This window comes from Frigoribacterium sp. CFBP 8759, assembly GCF_014841655.1.
In the GTDB taxonomy this organism is placed as follows: Bacteria; Actinomycetota; Actinomycetes; order Actinomycetales; family Microbacteriaceae; genus Frigoribacterium.
Genome location: NZ_JACYUH010000001.1, coordinates 735,941 through 755,133, shown reverse-complemented (window position 1 = coordinate 755,133; position 19,193 = coordinate 735,941). Strand labels below are relative to the sequence as shown.

Genomic DNA, 19,193 nt, shown 5'->3' with positions numbered 1-19,193 from the left:
CCGCAGCACCACCCACCCAAGGAGAACACCGTGCAACGACGCACACGCTTCACCCGCCGCACGACCCTCGGCGCGACCGTCCTGGTCGCCGCCCTCGGCCTGACCGCCTGCTCCGGCGGCGGCGGCGCCTCGAGCGACGCCCTCACCGCCAAGGGCCCCATCACCATCTGGTACTCGAACAACGAGCAGGAGGTGACCTGGGGCAAGGCCATGGTCGAGGCCTGGAACGCCGACCACCCCGACGAGCAGGTCAAGGGGCAGGAGATCCCCGCCGGCAAGTCGAGCGAAGAGGTCATCGGCGCTGCCATCACGGCCGGCAACGCCCCCTGCCTCGTCTACAACACGGCCCCCAGCGCGGTCGGGCAGTTCCAGAAGCAGGGCGGCCTGGTCGACCTGTCGAGCTTCGACGACGGCGCGAGCTACATCGAGGAGCGCAGTGGCGACCTCGCGAAGCAGTACCAGGACGCCGACGGCAAGTACTACCAGCTGCCCTGGAAGTCGAACCCGGTGATGATCTTCTACAACAAGGACCTCTTCACGAAGGCCGGCCTCGACGCCGAGAACCCCGACCTGTCGACCTACGACGACTTCCTCGCGACGTCGAAGACCCTGGTCGACGCCGGCGTCTCGAAGTACGCCATCCACCCGGCGCCGACGAGCGAGTTCTTCCAGTCGCAGTTCGACTTCATGCCGCTCTACGCGGCCGAGACGGGCGGCACCGGCCTCGTCGAGGACGGCAAGGCGACCTTCGCCGACACCGCCGGCGAGGACGTGGCGACCTTCTGGCGCTCGCTCTACGAGCAGGGGCTGGCCGGCCAGGAGCAGTACACGGGCGACTCGTTCGCCGACGGCGAGGCCGCGATGTCGATCGTCGGGCCGTGGGCCGTGTCGGTCTACGAGGACGTCAACTGGGGTGCCGTGCCCGTCCCGACCAAGGACGGCACGAGCGCCGACGAGACCTACACGTTCAGCGACGCGAAGAACGTCGGCATGTACACGGCCTGCGAGAACCAGGGCACGGCGTGGGACTTCCTGAAGTTCTCCACCAGCAGCGACCAGGACCGCGCCCTGCTCGAGACCACGGGCCAGATGCCGATCCGCACCGACCTGGCCTCGACCTACTCCGACTACTTCGACGCGAACCCCTCGTACGCGCTCTTCGGCGACCAGGCGGCCCGCACGGTCGAGGTGCCGGCCGGCCCGAACACCGTCGCCGAGTTGCAGGCCTTCCGCGACGCGTGGTCGAGCAGCGTGATCTTCGGCAAGGGCGACGTCGACTCGTCGCTCAAGGACGCCGCGGACAAGATCGACGAGCTCGCGGCGCAGGGCTGATCGTGTCCACCGTGCACGAGGCGGCGGCAGCGTCGCCGACCGCCGGACGAGCCGAGGAGGCGCACCGCGCCTCCTCGGGGGGTCCCGGCTCCGGGCACCGGGCGGGCCGTCGCCGCGACGGCGACCCGCGCGGGCGTCGGCGGGGCGGCCCCCTCGGCAAGCACCCGCTCGGCCTGCTGTTCAGCGCGCCCTACCTGGTGTTCGTGCTGGCGGTGTTCGCGTACCCGTTGGTCTACGCGGTCTACATCGCGTTCCACGACTACTTCTTCACGGCGCCCGGTGCCGTCGTCGCGCGGCCCTTCGTCGGCCTCGACAACTTCGTCACCGCGTTCACCGACCCGGCGGTCATCCGCTCGTTCGGCAACGTCGGCGTCTTCCTGGTGATCAACGTGCCGCTGACGGTCGTGTTGAGCATGGTGCTCGCCACGGCGCTCGACAAGGTCGCGCACTTCCGGGGCTTCCTGCGGGTGGCGTTCTACGTGCCGTACCTGACGGCGAGCGTCGCCGTCGTCGCGGTCTGGTTGTTCCTCTTCAACGGCGACGGTCTCGTGAACAACGTGCTCGGGCCGCTGGCCCCGACCCCGTCGTGGCTGATCAACTCGGCCTGGGCCATGCCCTCGATCGCGTTGTTCGTCACCTGGAAGCAGCTCGGCTTCTACATCCTGCTGTACCTCGCGGCTCTGCAGAACGTGCCCAAGGAGCTGTACGAGGCGGCCTCGAGCGACGGTGCCGGCCCGATCCGGTCGTTCTTCACCGTCACCGTCCCGGGCGTGCGTCCGGCCACCGTGCTCGTGCTGCTCGTCTCGACCGTCACGGGGGCGAACCTCTTCACCGAGCCGTACCTGCTGACCGGGGGAGGCGGGCCGAACGGCGCGTCGACCTCGCCCGTGCTGCTGATGTACCAGAAGGGCATCGAGCAGGGGAACCCCGACCAGGCCGCCGCGATCGGCGTCGTGCTCGTGATCCTCGTGCTGGTCATCGCCCTGCTGCAGAACCGGTTCGCCGGCGGAAAGGAGGACTGAGATGACCGTCTCCGACGAGACCACCGCCCGCCCCCTGCGGGTCGGCAAGAAGCCGCCGTTGACCCGGGCCCAGACCACGCTGCGCGGCGTCGTGCTGGCGCTCGGCGCCCTGGCGTTCCTCTTCCCGTTCTACTACATGGTGATCGGGTCGCTGCAGACCAAGCCCGACCCGACCGTGGCCGGGGCGTTCCCCCACCCGTCGAACCTGACGGTCGAGAACTACGCCGCGATCGACAGCCGCATCGGGCTGCTCAGCGGCCTGCTCAACTCGGGCATCTTCACGGTCGGCGTGCTCGCCTGCACCCTCGTGTTCGGGGTGCTGGTCGGCTACGCGCTGGCCGTGCTGCAGTGGCGTGGTCGCGGGGTCACCTTCGCGCTGGCGCTGCTCGTGCAGGTGGTGCCCTTCCAGCTGCTGATCATCCCGCTGTACGTGCTCATCGCGCGCAACTACGGGCTGAGCGACAACTACCTAGGCATGATCCTGCCGTTCGCCATCAACTCGACGGCGGTGATCATCTTCCGGCAGTACTTCCTGCAGCTGCCGAAGGAGCTCTTCGAGGCCGCGCGCATCGACGGCACCGGCGAGTTCCGGCTTCTGTGGAACATCGCGTTGCCGCTCGTGCGCCCGGCGCTGGTCACGGCCCTGCTGCTGACCTTCATCGGTCCGTGGAACGAGTTCCTCTGGCCGTTCCTCATCACCAAGGAAGCGTCGATGCAGCCGCTCGCCGTGTCGCTGGCGAACTACATCAGCAACGTGGCGGCGACCGCGGCGAACCCGTTCGGCGCGACCCTCGCGGGCGCCGTCGTGCTGGCCGCCCCGGTCGTGCTGCTGTTCATCGTGTTCCAGCGCTACTTCATCTCGACCGACGTCGGCTCGAGCGTGAAGGGCTGACCGACCGCCCCCCGACCCGAGGAGGCGCGCTGCGCGACCGGCGCGCGCCGCGCCTCCTCGGCTCCCCACCCCCAGACCGGGTCGTCGTGCCGACGGCCCCCACCGCAGGAGGCGCGGTGCGATCCCCCCTCGCACCGCGCCTCCGTCGCCTCCCGCCTCCCGCCTCTCGCTTCTCGCCTCTCGAAAGGGCCTCCCTCCCATGGCTGACTTCCCGTACCGACTGACCCGCCTGGGCGTCGTGATGACCCCCGACCCCGACTCGCCCGACGAGGCCGAGGGGGTGCTCAACCCCGGTTCGGGACGCGGGCCCGACGGCGAGCTCTACCTGCTGCCGCGGCTCGTGGCCACGGGCAACGTGTCACGCGTCGGGCTGGCCCGGGTCGTCGTCGAGGACGGCGTGCCCGTGGGCGTGACCCGCGAGGGCGTCGTGCTCGCGCCCGACCGCGGGTGGGAACGCGGCGCGACCCACGCCGGCGTCGAGGACCCGCGCGTCACGTGGATCGAGGAGCTCGGGCTGCACGTGATGACCTACGTCGCCTACGGACCGCTCGGGCCGCGCACCGCCGTCGCCGTGAGCGACGACCTGCGCGACTGGCGCCGGCTCGGGCCCGCGACCTTCGAGTACGTCGACGAGCTCGACACCGACCTCGGACTGTTCCACAACAAGGACACCGTGTTCTTTCCGTCGCCGGTCACCGCGCCGGACGGCGTGCGCAGCTTCGCCGTGCTGCACCGACCGATGTGGCACATCGGTGCGACGGTGCCGGGCGAGGGCAGTCCGCTGCCGGCCGGCGTCACCGACGGGCGGCACTCGATCTGGATCAGCTACGTGCCGGTCGACGCGGTCGCCGCCGACCCGCGGGCGTTGGCGCGGTGGGGGCAGCACCGGTTCGTCGCCGGCCCCGAGTTCCCGTTCGAGGAGCTGAAGATCGGCGGCGGCCCGCCCCCGCTGCGCGTCGACGAGGGCTGGCTGCTGCTGCACCACGGCGTCACCGGCGTGATCGACGACGCCTTCGCCCAGCAGCAGAACGTGAACTACGCGGCGGGCGGGATGATCCTCGACGCCGACGACCCGTCGCGCGTGGTCACCCGGTCGGAGGTGCCGCTGCTCGAGGCCGAGACCGCCGACGAGCGCGACGGCATCGTGCCGAACGTCGTGTTCCCGACCGCGATCGAACACGTCGACGGCGTCCCCTACGTGTTCTACGGCATGGCCGACTCGAAGATCGGCGTCGCCCGCCTCGACCGCCCCTGAGGTCGCGCACGGACCGACGACACCCACGGCCCGACGACACCCACGGCCCAGCGACACCCACGGACCGACGACACCCACGGATCACCGACAAGAAGGAGGCGGTCGACGATGATCGCACGCAACTCACGATGGACGGGCGCGGCACTGGCCGCGGCCCTGGCGACCGTGCTGGGGGTGACGGGGGCGCTGCCGGCTGCCGCCGCGCCTCCTGGTCCGGCGACCGCGCCGCCCGGCTCGGCCGCGCCGACCGTCCCGGCGGCCGCACCGGCCGTGGCACCGTTGACGAACCTCGCGCACCTGGACTTCCTGCTCGACCGGACGACGCCCGTGCCCGAGGCCGGGCACTCGACCTACCGGCAGAGCGCGGAGCCGACGCTCACCCTGCCGTGGACCTACGCCGACGCCCGCGACGGCGGCACCTTCGCCCGGGTGGGCGGCGGTCCGCTCGACCCCGCGACCGGGTACTGGGGGCAGGGCGCGTACAACAGCGACGACGTCTCACGGACGGCCGTCGTGTACCTGCGCGACTGGAAGCAGACCGGCTCGGAGTCGAGCCGGCAGAAGGCCTACGAGCTGCTGCGGGCGACCGCGTACTTCCAGACGACCACCGGTGACGCCGCCGGCAACGTCGTCCTCTGGATGCAGCCCGACGGCACCTTCAACCGCAGCCCGGTGCCGGTCGAACTGCCCGACCCGTCCGACAGCGGCAACAGCTACTGGCTGGCCCGCAGCATCTGGGCGTTCGGCGAGGGGTACGCCGCATTCGCGGACGACGACCCCGAGTTCGCCGCGTTCCTGCAGCAGCGGCTGCAGCTCGGCGTGACGGCGCTGAACCGCGAGACGCTCGCCCGCTACGGTCGGTACGACGTGGCCGACGGGGCGAAGGTGCCCGCCTGGCTGATCGGCTCCGGAGCCGACGCCTCGGCCGAGGCCGTCCTCGGGCTGAGCGCCTACTCGGCCATCGTGCCGGGTGACGCGGCCTCGCGCACCGCGCTGACGCAGCTCGCCGAGGGCGTCGCGGCGATGTCGTCCGGCGACGGGCAGACCTGGCCGTACGGAGCCGTGCTGCCCTGGGCGAAGTCCCGCTCGATGTGGCACGCCTGGTCGTCGCAGATGCCCGTCGCCCTGGCCCGGGCGTCGACCGTGCTCGGCCGACCCGACCTGCTGAAGCCGGCCGTGCTCGACCAGACCTCGTTCACGACGACCCTGCTCACGGCGAGCGGGCCCGACAACGCCTGGTACCCGACGCCCGTCGACCAGACGCAGATCGCCTACGGAGCCGACTCGCGGCTGCAGTCGGCGCTCGCCGTGGCCGGTGCCGGCGCGGGGGCCCCTGGTCTGAAGCGCGTCGCGGCCGTGGCCGCGAGCTGGTACTTCGGCACGAACCGCTCGGGCACCCCCGTCTACGACCCGGCCACCGGGGTGACCTTCGACGGCGTGCAGGCCGACGGCACGGTGAACCGCAACAGCGGTGCCGAGAGCACGATCCACGGCCTGCTGTCGATGATCGCCCTCGACGGCGCCCCCGACGTCTCGGCCGAGGCTCGAGGGCTGACGAGCGTCACGTCGCGTGACGGCCTCACGGTGGTCGAGGCCGAGACGGCGTCGCCCACGACGGGCACGGTCGTCACCCCCGACTCGGCGTGGACGGGTGAGTCGCAGTACGGCGGTGGGTCGGCGCTGCGGCTCGAGCCCGGGCAGAGCGCGACGATCACGGTGCCCGCGGGCTCCGGGTTGCGGCACGTCGAGCCGGTCCTGCTCGCCGCCGAGGGAGTGCGCTCGACGTCGGTCTGGAAGGCGGGACGCGTGCCCCTGGGGACGCTGACGACGCAGGCCGGGGCGCAGGGCGTGACCGCCGCCTCCGGGGCTCTGCTGCCCCAGACGCTGCCGGTGCCGATCGGTGCCGGAGCGACGGCGATCACCGTGACCGCCGGCCGCGACGCGACCGTGGTCGACGGCCTGATCGTGCGGCCGCTCGTCCAGCGGCTCGTGCTCGCCGGGACGGCGGCCGACGGTCGCCCGACGACGACCGAGCTGCTGTCGTCGACCTCGCGGCTGCCGTTGCCGACCCCGGTCGGCGTGCGGGGCAGTCGGACGTCGGCGTCGTCGTACGACGCGCAGGGCCGCCTCGTGCAGCAGCGCGACGTGCAGGGCCGCAGCGTCGTGCTGGTCAAGCCCGGCGGCTTCGCCGTCCTCACCCGCTAGCCGGCCCCGAGACCCAGGAACCCGCTCAGACCCCATCGACCCACGTGAGGGTCTGGGCGGGTTCCTGGGGTCTCGTGCGCCAGGACCCGAGGAGGCGCGGGTACGGTCGACCGCATGAGCGACGACACGCAGGCCCCCGGTCCCGACGACGCCGGCCGCGACACCAGCCCGGGGCACGAGGTCGACCACGACCCGACCGGCATGACCGACGACGAGAAGCTGCACGACCAGCTGACCCGTGCCCCGAAGTCGGACGAGTCGGACGCCGCCCCGCGCATCACGACCGAGGACCGCGGCGACGGGGTCACCCGCATCGACGTCGCCGACACCGCGAAGGTCCGCCCGGGCGGGGCCGGCTGACGCCGACGCACCAGGGGCTCGCCGAGACCCACCTGCGCGCACGGGCGCCTCGGCGGAACCCGGGGGTCTCGCGCCTCAGCTGATCAGGTGGATGCTGCCGTCACGGTCGCGCAGCGGAGCCCGCGAGGCGCCCGACCGCACGGCGAGCACCTCGGCCAGGATCGACACGGCCGTCTCCTCGGGCGTGCTCGCCCCGAGGTCGAGCCCGATGGGGGAGTGCAGACGTGCGAGCGCCGCCGGCCCGACTCCCTGACCGGCCAGGGCGGAGACGCGGCGGTCGTGCGTGATCCGTGACCCCATGGCCCCGACGTACGCCGCGGGCGAGGCCAGCGCCGCCTCGACCAGGTCGGCGTCGAACCGCTCGTCGTGCGACAGCACCGCGATCACGGTGCGCTCGTCGACCCCGGTGCGCGCCAGGTAGGCCGGCGGCCACTCGACGACGACCTCGTCGGCCGACGGGAAACGCTCGCGGGTCATGAAGACCGGACGCGGGTCGCACACCGTCACGCGGTAGCCCAGTACCGCTCCGGCGTTGCAGAGGGCGACGGCGAACTCGACCGCCCCGAAGACGAGGAGGCGCGGCGGCGGCACCGAGCGCTCGCTGAAGACCCGCAGACCCTCGCAGTCGTCGACGGTCGGCACGACCTCGCCGGTGCGGACCGGGCCGAGCACGACATGCGCCGACGCCTCACGCCCGGCGGCGGCATCGCGGAGGGCGGCGACGGTCACGCCGTCATCGGGGGTGACGAGCCGGGCGAGCACCTCGATGCGCCCGCCGCAGCTGAGGCCGACCTCGAACGCCGTCTCGTCGCTGAACCCGAACGTCTCGAGCTGCGGCGTGCCGTCGTCGAGCACCTGCGTGCAGATCTCGTAGACCGCGCCCTCGACGCAGCCGCCCGAGATGCTGCCGATCACGGTGCCGTCGACGGTGACGGCCATCGACGTGCCGACCGTCCGGGGTGCACTGCCCACGACCGACACGGCCGTCGCGACGGCGAGGCGCTCGCCGGCGTCGAGTCGCGCCAGCAGGCGGTCGGCGATCTCGAACACGGGGCTCCTCGGGTGCGACGGGCGAGCGGGTGGTCTCTGGTGGTGCCAGGTCTCGATGGTGTCACGGCCTCGGCCCCGCGACCTACCGCGACGTCGGACGTCGCCGGCCGGGGCGAGGTGCTCTCCGGGGCTGGCTAGCCTGACACCATGCCCGGTGACGACTCCTCGACGTCCGTCGGCCTGCTGCTCGCGGCCGGCGCCGGGACGCGCATGGGCCGTCCCAAGGCGCTCGTGGTCGACGAGCGCGGGCCGTGGCTGACCCGCGCCGTGACGACGCTGCTCGACGGGGGCTGTGACCGCGTCGTCGTCGTGCTCGGGGCGGGCGCGACCGAGGCGCGAGCGCTGCTGGCCGCCGACCCGCGCCTCCTGACGGTCGAGACACCGGTGCCGGTCGGGGCGACGGACGCGCCGCACGCCGACCCGCGCCTCCCGCCGGTCGACGGTCGGGCGAGGGTGGCGGTCGTCGTCGCGGACGACTGGGCCGACGGCCTCGCCGCGTCGTTGCGGGTCGGGTTGGCGGCGCTCGCCGCCTCCGACCCCGAGGAGGCGCGGCTCGCCCTGATCACGCTGGTGGACTACCCGGGTCTGCCGCCGTCCGCCGTCGCGCGGCTGCTGTCGTCCTCGGCCGCCGACGTGCCCCTGGGCCCGGCTGCGCTGCGGCAGTCCGTCTTCCACGGACGCCCGGGTCACCCCGTCGTGGTCGGTCGGTCCCACTGGTCGGCCCTCGCGGCGTCCCTCACCGGGGATCGCGGGGCGGGCCCCTACCTCAGGGCGCACACCGCCGAGCCGGTCGACTGCTCCGACCTCTGGGACGGCGCCGACGTCGACGCGCCCGCCTGACCTTCGCCGTTCCCGAGGGTCAGTTGCATTTCCCGCTGCCGCTGAAGCACGGGGTGTAGTTCGCGGGCAGGGGTTCCTGACGGGGGGTGGGGGACTCCCACCGGTCCCCGGGGACGGGTGCGCCGACGGCACCGATCACGACCAGCCCGGCGACGACGACGGCCGCCACGACGACACCTCGATGCCCGGCGGTGATCGCGGCGAACAGCGTCACGACGAGGCACGCGAGGCAGGCGACGAGGGTCCGGAGCCAGCTGTCCGCGGCCTCCTGGCTGACGGTCACGGGGGTGCCGAAGAGGCTGAACTCGGCCGAGAACCACTGCCCGGCCAGCGAGAGCGTGAGCAGGACGCCCGCCGCGAGGGCGAGCGCCTCGACGATCACGGCGACGCGGTGCACGAGGTGACGGGGCGGGCGGGGCGGGCGGGGCGCTCGGGCCGCGGGGGCGTCGACGGGGACGTCGACGGGTGCGTGCTCGGCTGGATGTGATCCGTCGTGCGCCGAGGTGTCGCGGCCGCCCCGACCCGATCGTGCGGCGAGGACGACGAACGACGCCAGGCCGACGGTCGCGACGAACGGCAGGCTGACGAAGACGACGGTGGGCAACGTATACAGGGAGAAGCCCGCCCGGAGGCCCGACGTGACGCCCGACCCGACGGTGAGCTCGACGCCGGCCCGGGCCACGGCCGCCGCGGCGACGTAGAGCCAGGCCCGGCGTGACGCCGGCAACTCGGACCACCGCCACGCGACGAGGACGACGAGGACGGCCCACACCACGAACGGCACGAGCGCGGTCTGCGCGAGCGCGCCCGGCAACTCGAGCAGCGACGCGACCACCCGGCCGGCCGAGGCCGTCAGGCCGACGAGCGCCGCGCCGGCGACGAACAGGGCCGCGGTGGTGCCGACGACCCACGCCACCTCGCGGCGGTCGACCCGCCGTCGCAGGCTCGCCGCCGCCCCCGCGAGCCGGCCCTCGTGCTGAGTGTTCGTCATGGGTCGACGGTAGCGGCGGGTCGCGGGGCCGACGTCATCCCGGAGGTGGATGTCGGTCGGGCGACGCCGGTAGCCCGAGCCCCCGTCCCGCCGCGCCCCGCCCCGTCCCGCCGTCCCGCCGCGCCTCGCCCCGCCGCTCCCGCCGCGCCCCGCCGCGCCTCGCCCCGCCATGAACCCGGTTTCGAACCGTGCACCCGGTAGCAACCGGGTGCACGGTTCGAAACTGGGTTCCTCGCGTGGTCGCGGTTGGCGGCGGGGGCACCGACGTCGGCAGGATCTCGATGGCGGGTGTCGGGCCGCGCGCCCTAGCGTCGGTCCCATGCCGATCACGCCCGACACGAAGAACTGGACCTGGGTGCTCGAACGCCCCTGCGACGACTGCGGCTTCGACCCCGCCGAGGTCACGTTCCGCGACGTGCCGCGCCTCGTCCGCGAGAACGCCGCCGCCTGGCCCGCCGAGCTCGCCCGGCCCGACGCCCGCACCCGGCCCGACGACGCCACGTGGTCGCCGCTCGAGTACGGGGCGCACGTGCGCGACGTGTTCCAGGTCTTCGACACGCGCCTCCGGCTGATGCTCGCCGAGGACGCGCCGACCTTCGCGAACTGGGACCAGGACGCCACCGCGCTCGACGACGACTACGCGTCCCAGCAACCTGCGGTGGTGGCCGACGAACTCGTGGCCGCCGCGGCCGTCGTCGCCGACGCGTTCGAGGCGGTGCCCGACGACCGGCTCGGTCGCACCGGCCTGCGCAGCGACGGCTCGGCCTTCACGGTCGACTCGCTCGCGCGCTACTTCGTGCACGACCCCGTGCACCACCTGCACGACGTCCGCCGCTGACCCGTGCCCTGGGCGGCACCATCGCCCGGCAGGCCGCTGTCGCACCGCCGCCCGGGCCACCGCTGTCGCACCGCCGACTGAACATCACACCGCCCATGTCGACGGTGCGACGTTCAGTCGGCGGTGCGACCCACTCTGGCCGACCCACCCAGGCCGACCGCGGCCCCGCCGCCCCGCCCGCACCCCCAGCCCGCCCCACCCTCGACCCCGGCGGCCGACGCGGGCAGACTGACGACATGACCCGCGCCTCCGTCCTCTCGGTCAACGTCGACGACGTCCACCGCTTCAGCAAGCCGCCCGTGGAGCGGGTCACCCTGCTCGCCGGGCTCGGCGTCGAGGGTGACGCGCACCTCGGGCGCACGGTGCAGCACCGCTCCCGCGTGGCGCGCGACCCGAGTCAGCCCAACCTGCGGCAGGTGCACCTGATGCACGCCGAGCTCTTCGCCGAGCTGGCCGACCACGGCTACGACGTCGGGCCGGGCGACCTCGGCGAGAACGTCACCACCCACGGGGTCGACCTGCTCGGCCTGCCCGTCGGCACCGTGCTCACCCTCGGTCAGGAGGCGCGGGTCGAGATCACCGGACTCCGCAATCCGTGCGTGCAGATCGACCGCTTGGAGTCGGGCCTGCTGAAGGCGGTCGTCGGACGCGACGAGGCCGGCGAACTCGTCCGCAAGGCGGGCGTCATGGGCGTCGTGCTCGCCGGGGGAGAGGTGCGACCCGGCGACGCGGTCGGAGTCGACCTGCCCGTCGAGCCCTGGTCGGCCTTGCAACCCGTCTGACCCCGGTCGGTCGCCCCGGGCGCCCCACGCGCCCCACGCGTCGTGTCGATGCCCGGCTCAGGACCGGTGACGGCGGATGCGGATCGGGCCCTTCGCCGTGGACGGGTCGACCACCGAGCCACCCTGCGTGATGTCGACCTCGCCCGCGGCGACCAGTCGTCGGGCCGCGCGACGGACAGGCTCCATCAATCCGCGCCAGGCGTCCTCGTCGTCGGGGTGCAGCGACCGCGCGACGTCCGAGGGGCAGATCGTCGACGTGGCCGCCCGGGCCGCCAGGAGGTCGCGGATGCGCTGCTCGAGCTCGCGGTCCTGCGCCGTCACCTTGCGCTTGCGGCACGCGTCGCTGCAGTACGCGACCTCGTCCCAGTTCGACGCCCACTTCTTGCGCCACTCGATGGTGCGCCCGCACGATCGGCAGGTCTTCGGGTCGGGGGTCGCGGCGCTCATGCTGACAGTCAACGCGGGAGGCGCGGTGTGCGTTCCCGGGGAGGCAGCCGTCGGTCCCTCCGCCGCGGACCGCACCCGCGCCTCCTGATCCCGTGGCACCGCCTTTCGTGCAGCACACCCCGACGAGTCGAGGCGCCCTGCACGAGACGCGGTGCGACGCTGCGGGAGGGGACATCTCGCTCGCGTGGGGGATGGAGGCGCGGGCACGGTCCCCGTATCGTCGTCCCGATGAGCGAGGGCACGGCGGCAGGCACGACGAGGGGTTCGTGGTTCGAGGTCGACCGTCAGCCCCTGCCCGGCGCGACCCCGATGCAGGCTCTCCGGCGGTTCGTCGGCAACGCCTACGTGGTGCACGCCCGCGCGGGCCGGGCCGAGTTCTGGTGGATCTGGCTCTTCCAGACCGTCCTCGCCCTCGTGCTCAACGTCGGCGTCGGGTCGCTGGTGCGCGGTGCGAGCGTGGCCTCGTGGTCGATCGGCGCTTACGGCTCGTCGCTCTTCGCGCCCTGGCCGGTCGTCGTCCTCGGCCGCCCGGCCGGTGCGGGCCCGGGCACCAGCCTGGGCCAGGGCGCGTCCCTCCAGATCGGACAGTTCTCGCTCGGCCCGTTCGGCCCCGCGGGTCCGGCCTGGGGCGGCACGACCTGGGTGGCCCTCGTCTGGGGTCTCTGGTGCCTGATGACCTTCGTGCCCATGGCGACGCTCACCATCCGTCGCCTGCACGCCGCCCGGGCCTGGGGGTGGGGCTGGTTCTGGCTCGGGGCGCTCATCCCGTTCCTGCAGATCGTCGTCGTGTTCATGCTGGCTCGCGAGACCCAGCCGCCGAGTGCCCGCTTCCTGGACCGCGACCGCCCGCGTGACCGCGACCGCGAGCCCGACCCGCACCGCGCCTCCTGACACCACCACACCGCGTTTCGTGCACCGCACCGCGACTAGTCGAGGTGCGGTGCACGAAACGCGGTGCGCCGCCGCACCCCGGGCCCCTGGCCAGGCCGGGCGCGAGCGGGTAGGCTCGACCTCGGTCGGGCGGTACTCCCGGCCCCGGGCGTGCACGACAGCGCGCAGTCGGGATCACCATCCTCCCCGAGTCACCCACGGTCACGAACGGCACCTGCCGCGAAGGCCGTGCCGCCGGCAGATCGTCACGATCGGCCGGCCCGTGGCCACCATCGGGTCGAGAGAACGGCGCCCGCCGACCACCCCAGGTTCCATGACACTCGCACCCCCGCGCCCCACCGCGCCTTCGTCCACCCCGTCCGCCCGCTTCCCGTGGGCCGGCCTGATCGCCATCGCCGTCGCCACGTTCCTCTCGATCTCGGGCGAGATGCTGCCGACCGGCCTGCTGCCCGAGATGAGCGCCGACCTCGGCGTCACCGAGTCGAGCATCGGCCTGCTCGTCAGCGTCTTCGCCTTCACGGTCGTGCTCACCAGCACCGGCCTCACCCACCTCACCCGTCGCCTGCCCCGCCACCTGATCGTGGTCGGCCTGATCGTCGTCCTCGCGATCAGCGCCGGGCTCACCGCGATCGCACCGACCTACGAGCTCGTGCTCGCCAGCCGCGTGCTCGGCGGTCTCGCCCACGGCATGTTCTGGGCCATCGGCGGCGCCTACGCCGGTCACCTCGTGCCCCGGGCGCAGGTCGGCCGCGCGCTCGCCGTCGCGATGAGCGGGGGCACCCTCGCGTTCGTGCTGGGCGTCCCGCTCGGCACCGCGCTCGGCCAGGCCCTCGGCTGGCGTGAGGCGTTCGGCATCCTCGCCGGGCTCATGGCGCTCGGTGCGGTCTTCGTCTACAAGTTCCTGCCGCCGGTCGGTCGGGGCACGGCGCACGAGTCGGTGCCGGAGCCGGTGACCGACGCGGTCCCGACGCTGGTCGACGGCACCGCGCCTCCTGCGGGGGCCGTCCGTCGCCGTCGCTCGCTGCCGAGGCCGAGCGTGCTCGGCGTCGTCCTGAGCTGCGTGATCACGGCGGTCTTCATGATCGGCCACTACTCGTTCTTCACCTACATCACGCCCTACCTCGTGCGCTCGACCGGGGTGCCCGAGCAGGGCCTGGCCGCGTGGCTCTTCGCGTTCGGCGTCGCCGGGGCCGTGGGGCTCGGCATGGTCGGGTGGTTCCTCGGGGCGCGACCGCGGGTGAGCATCCCGATCGGCGTGGCCGTGGTCGGACTAGCCGTGAGCGGCATGCTCGTGTTCGAGGGCATGCTCGTGCCGTCACTGGTGGCCTTCGTGCTGTGGGGCGTCACGTTCGGAGCGCTGCCGCCGCTGTTCCAGACCCGGATGCTGCAGGTCGCCCCCGAGCGGATGCGCGACCTCGCGAGCGCCTTCTACACGACCGGCTTCAACGCCGGCATCGGCGGGGGAGCACTGATCGGTGCCCTCGTGCTCGACGGGTCCGGGCTCGACTCGCTGCCCGTCCTCTACATCGTGGTCGCCGCGGTGGTGCTCGTCGCCGTGCTGGCGAGCGACCGTCTGCTCGCCCGTCGGTCGGCCCGCCCCGCCGCCTGAGCGGCGCCGCCGGGACGAACAAAGACGCAGGAGGCGCGACTCGCGTGAGTCGCGCCTCCTGCGTCCGAGGCGGTGCGGATGGTGCTGTTGGGTCAGCGACGCCGACCGGGCTGCTGGTAGCCGCCGGCCTGGCCGTTGCCGCCGCCGCGCTTGTTCATGATCTTCTTGATGACGAAGCCCACGATGAGCGGGGCGAAGCGTCGGAGCAGTGATGCCATGGGGTGCCTCCTGGGGCGATGGTGCACGGGTCGTGCGGTCGAGCCGGTCGGCTCGGTGGGGTGCGGCCCGCGGTGCTGCGGGGGACGATCGTGTCGGGACGACCGCCGCGGGTACCAGTGAACTCGCTGTCTACTGAACCCGCTGTCTACTGAACCCGCTGCGAGTCGTTCGTGCCGTCCGAGTCGTCGTCCTGTCCGGCGATGAAGATGTCGCTGACCTCGATGTTGATCTCGACGACCTCGAGCCCGACGAGCTGGGTGATGGCGTCGGCGACGGCCTGGCGGACGTCGTCCGCCACCTGCTGCACCGACAGCGGGTAGTCGACGACGATGCTGAGGTCCGCGGCGGCCTGGGTCTCGCCGACCTCGACCTTGACGCCCTGGCCGTGGTCCTGCTGGCCGACGGCGGTGCGCAGCGCACCCACGGCACGCGACGCGCCGCCACCGATCGAGTGGACGCCGGGCACCTGACGGGCGGCGATGCCCGCGACCTTTGCGACGACGCCGTCGGCGATCCGCGTGGTGCCCGCGGCGTCGGACGACACGGTCGAGGCACCGTCCACGCGCGCGGCGCCGTCGACGCGCGAGCTGCTGGTCAGGGTGGCGGGGGTGGGAGCGGCGGTGTTCGACATCTCGGGTCCTCTTTCGGCTGGGGGAGTCGTGCGGATGGTCGTGCGGTGGTCGTCGTGCGAGCGGGCGTGTCCGGGCGAACCGGGGCGACCCGGGCTGCACGTCAATGAGACGCCGCGCCCGCCCCGTTCGTCACGGTGAACATGCTGGCAACCCGCTGAGTGCCCACGTCTACTGTCGGGGCATGCAGCGCACCCGGTGGATCTTCCTCGACCAGCTCGGCCCGCACTTCGACGACGGCGACCCGATGCTGCTGGTCGAGAGCCGGTCGTCGTGGCGGGGCCGCACCCTGCACCGCGCCAAGCTGCAGCTGATCCTGTCGGCGATCCGGCACCGGGCGGCCGAGCTCGGCGACCGTGTCGACTTCCGGCAGGTCGAGCACTACTCCGAGGCCCTCGAGGGGCGGGACGACCTGCAGGTAGTCGACCCCACCTCGTACCGGGCGCGCCGTCTCGTGCGGTCGGTGGGAGCCGAGGTGCTGCCGAGCCGCGGCTTCGTCTCGAGCGAGGCCGAGTTCGCCGAGTGGGCCGCGGGTCGCCAGGGCGGGCGCGGTCCGGGCCGGTCCGCAGGCGCGACGGCGGACGCCGACGACGCCCGTCGAGGAGGCGCGGGTCGACCGACCGGCGCGTCCGGCGGTCGACCGGCACCGCGCCTCCTGATGGAGGACTGGTACCGGGCGGTGCGCCAGCGCACCGGACTGCTGATGGAGGGCCCGCAGCCCGTCGGAGGCCAGTGGAACTACGACCACGACAACCGCGAGAAGCCACCGAAGGGCGCGGCCACTCTCGGCCTGCCGCCGCAGGAGTGGCCCGAGGAGGACGACATCGACGCCGAGGTGCGGGCCGACCTCGAGCGCTGGGAGCGTGACGGGGTCGTCCGGCTCGTCGGCGACGACGCGCCCCGACGGTTCGCGGCGACCCGGGCCGAGGCGACGGCCGCGCTGGCGGACTTCGTCGAGGTGCGGCTGCCCGACTTCGGCCCGTTCGAGGACGCCACGCTGTCGGGCGACTGGACGATGGCGCACTCCCTGCTCAGCGCCCCCATGAACCTCGGGTTGCTCGACCCGCGCGAGGTCGTCGAGGCCGCCGTCGCGTCGTACCAGGCCGGAGACGCCCCCTTGCGGAGCGTCGAGGGGTTCACCCGGCAGATCGTCGGCTGGCGTGACTGGGTCTGGCACCTCTACTGGCACCTCGGCGAGGACTTCGCGACGACGAGCAACGCCCTCGGGGCGACGCAACCCCTGCCCGAGGTGTTCGCCGGGCTCGACGTCGAGGCCGTCGAGGCCGAATGCCTCAGCGAGACGCTCGACGGCCTGCGGCGGCACGGCTGGAACCACCACATCCAGCGGCTGATGATCCTCGGCAACTGGGCCCTGCAACGTGGGGTCGACCCGGCGGCACTCAACCAGTGGTTCGTCGACATGTACGTCGATGGCACGCCCTGGGTGATGCCGGCCAACGTCGTGGGCATGTCGCAGCACGCCGACGGCGGGATCGTCGCGACGAAGCCGTACGCGTCGGGTGGTGCCTACATCAATCGCATGACCGACCACTGCGGCTCGTGCCGGTTCGACCCGAAGAAGCGGCTCGGCGAGGACGCCTGCCCGGTGACCGCCGGCTACTGGGCGTTCCTCGACCGCGTCGAGCCGGTGCTCTCGGGCAACCCGCGCATGGGCCAGCAGTTCGCCGGGCTCCGCGGGCTCGCCGACCGCGAGGCCGTCGTCGAGCAGGAGCGCACCCGCGCGACCTGGTGAGCCGCGGCGACCGACGCCGCCGGAGGTCGCACCACCGTCGCGTCGTCGAACCAGCCTCCGGGGTGGTTCGACGACGCGACGACGGTGCGTCCTCGGAGGTGCCCCTCGTTAGGGTGACGGGAGCACCGGGCAGAGCGAGCCCGGGGCAGATCACGAGGGAGCCCCCGATGACCACGACCATGCGCAGAACGGCCGTGACGGCCACCACCACGGGCGTGCTCGCCCTCGGCCTGCTGCTCGCCGGCTGCACCTCAGGAGGCGCGGGTGACGGTGACGAGGCCGGTTCCGGTGGGTCCTCGGTCGGCTCGACGGAGGGCACCTTCGACGACCTCGCCAGCTGCGACGACGTCGGCTCGGCGCTCGGCGGCGTCGTGGACGGCCTGGAGCTGCGCGACGACAGCACGTTCTCGGGTGACCAGGCGAACTGCCAGTGGGCGACCCCGACCACCGAGGCGACCGACGCCGCCGACGTGACGGCGATCGTCGTCCTCGCCCAGCGCCAGGAGTTCAGCGCCGACGACATCAGCGCCCAGACCTCGCAGATCGAGGGCACCGAGGGCGTCGAGACCGTCGACGACTCCCGCGTCCAGGCGTTCGGCGGCCAGGCCTTCTCGCAGTCGGTGACGCAGCAGGGCATCACGGCCTCGGCCAGCACGGTCCTCTCGCCTCACGGCCTGATCGCCGTCACGGCGACCGGTGCGGGCGACGCCGCCCCGCTCAGCACCGACGAGACGCTCGACGCCGCCTATGGCCTCTTCGACTGAGCCCCGCCGGGGCGGGCGTCGTCTTTGTGACGGGCCCGCGCCTCCTCGTCCGCCTCGACACGTCGGTCGAGTGGTCCCGAAACGTCCTCGCGTGCGGGCCGAGCCACGATACGGGACCACTCGACGGGTCGCTCAGCCGACGCTGAGCTTCTCGAGCACGAAGTCGGCGATGACGCGTTGGCCGGCGTCGTTCGGGTGCACCCCGTCGGCCGAGAGCAGCGAGGCGATGCCGTCGGCGGGCAGGGCGTCGGCGAGGTCGACGTAGGCGCTGCCGGTCTCGGCCGCGAGGCGCTGCACGACGGCGTCGTACTCGGCGGCATCGCCGGCCAGCCCCTCGGTGAGGTTCGTGCCCGGCACGAACTCGCCCATCAGCAGGACCGACGGCGGGTCGTCGAGGCTCTGCAGGCCGTCGATCAGGGTGCGGTAGTCGTCCTCGAACTGGTCCGGCGTGCGGCTGAACGCGTCGTTGGCACCGAGCGTGAGCGTGACCAGGTCGGGCTTGGTCGCGGCGATCGAGTCGAGGAACCCGGGCAGGTCGGCCGTGAAGGTGCGGGCCGTGGCGCCGGAGCGGGACGAGTCGAAGAGCGTGATGCCGCGGTCGCGATCGCCGTCGAAGGCGGTCAGACCCTCGAGGTCGACCGGCGTCTGCGCGTGGATCGTCACGGTGTGTGCGCCCGCGTCGAGCCCGGTCACCGACGTGATCCCGCTGGTGGCCATGGAGTCGCGGGTGTCGACCTCGATCGCCTCGCCGTCGTCGACGGTGTAGTCGAAGGTGCCGCGTCCGCTCGACCACCAGAGGTCGAGGTCGGTGCCCGTGAACGGGTACGTGGTGGTCGCGCCGGCACCGAGGGTGACCGCGCGGTAGCCGAGGTCGGCGGTGCGGGACGACGCCGACACCGACCCCTCGCTGCTCGAGGCCCAGCGGGCCCAGGTCGACGCCGGGGGAGCGACGGCGAACGCGGCCGGCCGGTAGCCGACCCCGCCCGGCACGTCGTCGGTCGGGTAGCGCTCGCGCAGGCCGTCGAGGGTCAGGTCGATCCACCGGGAGTCCACGGTCGAGGCGCCCATGCCCTCGGAGATCGAGTCGCCGACGGCGACCCAGCGGGCGGAGTAGTCGTCGCGGGCGTCGAGGGCGGTCGCCCAGTCGGCGAGCTCCGAGGAGGCGCGGGTCGGCTGGGGAGAGGAGGTCCCGTCCGTGGAGGCGCCGCCCGTGGGCTCGCTCGGGGCGGTCGGGCCCGCCGTGCAGCCCGTGAGCAGGGCGAGGGCAGCGGCGACCGCGACCAGTCGGGTGGTTCGGGTCATGACGACGACGGT

19 protein-coding genes are annotated in these 19,193 nt (G+C 73.2%); 13 read left to right on the top strand and 6 right to left on the bottom strand.

Going from position 1 to position 19,193, the window contains the following annotated elements; translation table 11 throughout:
- Positions 1–30: 30 nt before the first annotated feature.
- The 6 genes from IFT79_RS03540 (at position 31) to IFT79_RS03515 (ending at position 7,066) form a co-directional block, all read left to right on the top strand.
- Positions 31–1,332, top strand: a complete 1,302-nt coding sequence (locus IFT79_RS03540; RefSeq protein WP_446718850.1) for an ABC transporter substrate-binding protein — start codon at positions 31–33, stop codon at positions 1,330–1,332.
- A gap of 11 nt (positions 1,333–1,343) precedes the next feature.
- A complete protein-coding gene (locus IFT79_RS03535) occupies positions 1,344–2,354 on the top strand; it encodes a carbohydrate ABC transporter permease (RefSeq protein ID WP_056044485.1) in 1,011 nt (336 codons plus the stop codon).
- Position 2,355: 1 nt separating this feature from the next.
- Positions 2,356–3,246 (top strand): carbohydrate ABC transporter permease, encoded by an 891-nt coding sequence (locus IFT79_RS03530; RefSeq protein ID WP_192122916.1) that lies wholly within the window; start codon positions 2,356–2,358, stop codon positions 3,244–3,246.
- 199 nt (positions 3,247–3,445) lie between these two features.
- Positions 3,446–4,501 carry a glycoside hydrolase family 130 protein gene (locus tag IFT79_RS03525; protein WP_192122915.1) on the top strand — a complete coding sequence of 352 codons (1,056 nt, stop codon included), beginning with the start codon at positions 3,446–3,448 and terminating at the stop codon, positions 4,499–4,501.
- Between the two features lie 108 nt (positions 4,502–4,609).
- Positions 4,610–6,706 (top strand): hypothetical protein, encoded by a 2,097-nt coding sequence (locus IFT79_RS03520; protein ID WP_192122914.1) that lies wholly within the window; start codon positions 4,610–4,612, stop codon positions 6,704–6,706.
- 114 nt (positions 6,707–6,820) lie between these two features.
- Positions 6,821–7,066 (top strand): hypothetical protein, encoded by a 246-nt coding sequence (locus tag IFT79_RS03515; RefSeq protein ID WP_192123149.1) that lies wholly within the window; start codon positions 6,821–6,823, stop codon positions 7,064–7,066.
- Positions 7,067–7,141: 75 nt separating this feature from the next.
- Here the strand turns inward: IFT79_RS03515 and IFT79_RS03510 are convergent, their stop codons facing one another.
- Positions 7,142–8,116 carry an XdhC family protein gene (locus tag IFT79_RS03510; protein ID WP_192122913.1) on the bottom strand — a complete coding sequence of 325 codons (975 nt, stop codon included), beginning with the start codon at positions 8,114–8,116 and terminating at the stop codon, positions 7,142–7,144.
- Between the two features lie 147 nt (positions 8,117–8,263).
- Between IFT79_RS03510 and IFT79_RS03505 the strand changes: the two genes are divergently transcribed.
- Positions 8,264–8,956 carry a nucleotidyltransferase family protein gene (locus IFT79_RS03505; RefSeq protein ID WP_192122912.1) on the top strand — a complete coding sequence of 231 codons (693 nt, stop codon included), beginning with the start codon at positions 8,264–8,266 and terminating at the stop codon, positions 8,954–8,956.
- A 19-nt stretch (positions 8,957–8,975) separates the two neighbouring features.
- Here IFT79_RS03505 and IFT79_RS03500 read toward each other — a convergent pair whose 3' ends face one another.
- Positions 8,976–9,947: a hypothetical protein gene (locus IFT79_RS03500; protein ID WP_192122911.1), complete on the bottom strand. Its 972-nt coding sequence runs from the start codon at positions 9,945–9,947 to the stop codon at positions 8,976–8,978.
- A 319-nt stretch (positions 9,948–10,266) separates the two neighbouring features.
- Between IFT79_RS03500 and IFT79_RS03495 the strand changes: the two genes are divergently transcribed.
- Together IFT79_RS03495 and IFT79_RS03490 are read left to right on the top strand one after the other, a co-directional pair.
- Positions 10,267–10,785, top strand: coding sequence for a DinB family protein (locus tag IFT79_RS03495; RefSeq protein ID WP_192122910.1), 519 nt, complete (start codon positions 10,267–10,269; stop codon positions 10,783–10,785).
- Between the two features lie 236 nt (positions 10,786–11,021).
- The gene (locus IFT79_RS03490; protein WP_192122909.1) at positions 11,022–11,567 is read left to right on the top strand and encodes an MOSC domain-containing protein; all 546 of its coding nucleotides are present in this window, start codon (positions 11,022–11,024) and stop codon (positions 11,565–11,567) included.
- Positions 11,568–11,624: 57 nt separating this feature from the next.
- On the opposite strand, the gene IFT79_RS03485 is transcribed toward IFT79_RS03490, so the two are convergent.
- The gene (locus IFT79_RS03485) at positions 11,625–12,014 is read right to left on the bottom strand and encodes a DUF2256 and DUF3253 domain-containing protein (protein ID WP_054147090.1); all 390 of its coding nucleotides are present in this window, start codon (positions 12,012–12,014) and stop codon (positions 11,625–11,627) included.
- Positions 12,015–12,242: 228 nt separating this feature from the next.
- On the opposite strand from IFT79_RS03485, the gene IFT79_RS03480 reads away from it, so the two are divergent.
- The gene (locus tag IFT79_RS03480; RefSeq protein ID WP_192122908.1) at positions 12,243–12,905 is read left to right on the top strand and encodes a DUF805 domain-containing protein; all 663 of its coding nucleotides are present in this window, start codon (positions 12,243–12,245) and stop codon (positions 12,903–12,905) included.
- Between the two features lie 313 nt (positions 12,906–13,218).
- Positions 13,219–14,514 carry an MFS transporter gene (locus IFT79_RS03475; protein ID WP_192122907.1) on the top strand — a complete coding sequence of 432 codons (1,296 nt, stop codon included), beginning with the start codon at positions 13,219–13,221 and terminating at the stop codon, positions 14,512–14,514.
- A gap of 92 nt (positions 14,515–14,606) precedes the next feature.
- Here the strand turns inward: IFT79_RS03475 and IFT79_RS16610 are convergent, their stop codons facing one another.
- Both IFT79_RS16610 and IFT79_RS03470 read right to left on the bottom strand, forming a co-directional pair.
- Complete coding sequence (locus IFT79_RS16610) at positions 14,607–14,732, bottom strand: hypothetical protein (protein ID WP_255349713.1); 126 nt, start codon at positions 14,730–14,732, stop codon at positions 14,607–14,609.
- A 146-nt stretch (positions 14,733–14,878) separates the two neighbouring features.
- Entirely contained in the window at positions 14,879–15,364 is a 486-nt protein-coding gene (locus IFT79_RS03470) for an Asp23/Gls24 family envelope stress response protein (protein ID WP_123571216.1), read from the bottom strand.
- Between the two features lie 182 nt (positions 15,365–15,546).
- Here IFT79_RS03470 and IFT79_RS03465 point away from each other — a divergent pair, with 182 nt between their 5' ends.
- Together IFT79_RS03465 and IFT79_RS03460 are read left to right on the top strand one after the other, a co-directional pair.
- Complete coding sequence (locus IFT79_RS03465; RefSeq protein WP_192122906.1) at positions 15,547–17,115, top strand: cryptochrome/photolyase family protein; 1,569 nt, start codon at positions 15,547–15,549, stop codon at positions 17,113–17,115.
- A 167-nt stretch (positions 17,116–17,282) separates the two neighbouring features.
- On the top strand, positions 17,283–17,879 hold the full coding sequence (locus IFT79_RS03460) for a hypothetical protein (protein WP_192122905.1): 597 nt from the start codon (positions 17,283–17,285) through the stop codon (positions 17,877–17,879).
- 132 nt (positions 17,880–18,011) lie between these two features.
- Here the strand turns inward: IFT79_RS03460 and IFT79_RS03455 are convergent, their stop codons facing one another.
- Positions 18,012–19,181 (bottom strand): SGNH/GDSL hydrolase family protein, encoded by a 1,170-nt coding sequence (locus IFT79_RS03455; RefSeq protein WP_192122904.1) that lies wholly within the window; start codon positions 19,179–19,181, stop codon positions 18,012–18,014.
- Positions 19,182–19,193: the final 12 nt, after the last annotated feature.